We start from the raw sequence: 1,312 nt of genomic DNA, 5'->3' as shown, positions 1-1,312 counted from the left end.
TGAAGTACCCCAGGTTTAGTTCCGATCCTTATAGGAGGATGGAGCTATGCCACGTCAGTATCCGCCGGAGTTCCGGCAGCAATCTGTGCGCATGTTGGAGACGGCGTTGGAGTCTGATGCCGAGCTCTCGGAGTTCGAGGCGATTCGTCAGATCGCGGCCAAACGCAAGATCGCTGAGGAGACGCTGCGGCGGTGGCGGCGTAAGGCCCAGATCGATACGGGGCAGCGCCGCGGAGTGAGCAGCGATGAGCATGCCGAGATCCGCCGGCTCAAGAAGCGGGTCGCGGAGTTGGAGCGGACGAATGATCTGTTGAAGTCAGCGTCGGCGTTTTTCGCTGCGGAACTCGACCGCCCCACGACGAAATGATCGCGTTTATCGATAGCCATCGGACGCGTTTCGGGGTCGAGTTCATCTGCCGCACACTGCGTGCGGCGGGCGTGGGATTTCTGACTTCACGGGGCTACCGGGCCGCGAGAACCCGCCCGGCCTCGAGGCGTTCGGTCCGAGACGATCAGCTCGTCGCTGTCGTCCGCGCCATTCACGCCGCCAACTTCTCGGTCTATGGAGTGAAGAAGATGCACGCCGCGCTGCGCCGGGACGGCTACGACGTCGGGCGGGAGCAGACCCGTCGGTTGATGCACTGCGCAGGGGTTCGCGGGGTGCAGCGTGCACGCAGGGTGTTCACCACCCGGCCCGATCCCGCGGCAGCGATTCCTGCAGACAAGGTGAAACGCAATTTCGTCGCCACCCAACCGAATCGACTATGGGTCGCCGACATCACCTATGTTCGGACGTGGCAGGGATTCGCTTACGTCGCGTTCGTCACCGATGTCTGCACCCGCCGGATCGCCGGCTGGCATGTCGCATCCACGATGCGCACCGAGGATCTACCGCTGCACGCATTCAATCATGCTGCGTGGCAGGCGAATACCGATCTATCTGAGTTGACGCACCATTCTGACCACGGATCGCAATACCTGTCACTGGCATACACCGACAGGCTTGCCGAGCTGGGAATCACACCATCAGTCGGAACCGTCGGCGACTCCTACGACAACGCCCTCGCCGAGTCCGTCAACGCCGCGTACAAGGCCGAGCTGATCCGCCAACGCAGCCCCTGGCGGACCGTCGAGCAGGTCGAGCTCGCGACCCTGGAATGGGTCTGGTGGTACACCAATCACCGACTCCACGAGTCCCTCGGCTATCAACCCCCAGCCGAGTACGAGGCCGCCCTACGGGCAGCCTCACACCCCAGCGAGTCAGCCGTCCCGGCCCTCGTAACGACGTAGGAACTAAACCTGGGGTACTTCA

The 1,312-nt window shown here is 62.9% G+C and carries 1 protein-coding gene; it reads left to right on the top strand.

Annotated elements, in window-relative coordinates; all coding sequences use genetic code 11:
* Positions 1 to 46 precede the first annotated feature (46 nt).
* A protein-coding gene (locus tag TU34_RS22075; RefSeq protein WP_420835210.1) for an IS3 family transposase occupies positions 47 to 1,290 on the top strand; the annotation gives its coding sequence in 2 pieces (ribosomal slippage) (positions 47 to 338 and positions 338 to 1,290; 1,245 coding nt in all).
* Positions 1,291 to 1,312 lie beyond the last annotated feature (22 nt).

This window comes from Williamsia herbipolensis (genome assembly GCF_000964005.1).
In the GTDB taxonomy this organism is placed as follows: Bacteria; Actinomycetota; Actinomycetes; order Mycobacteriales; family Mycobacteriaceae; genus Williamsia_A; species Williamsia_A herbipolensis.
The sequence above is the reverse complement of the archived record's forward strand: the minus strand, read 5'-3'. Positions and strand labels throughout refer to the sequence as shown.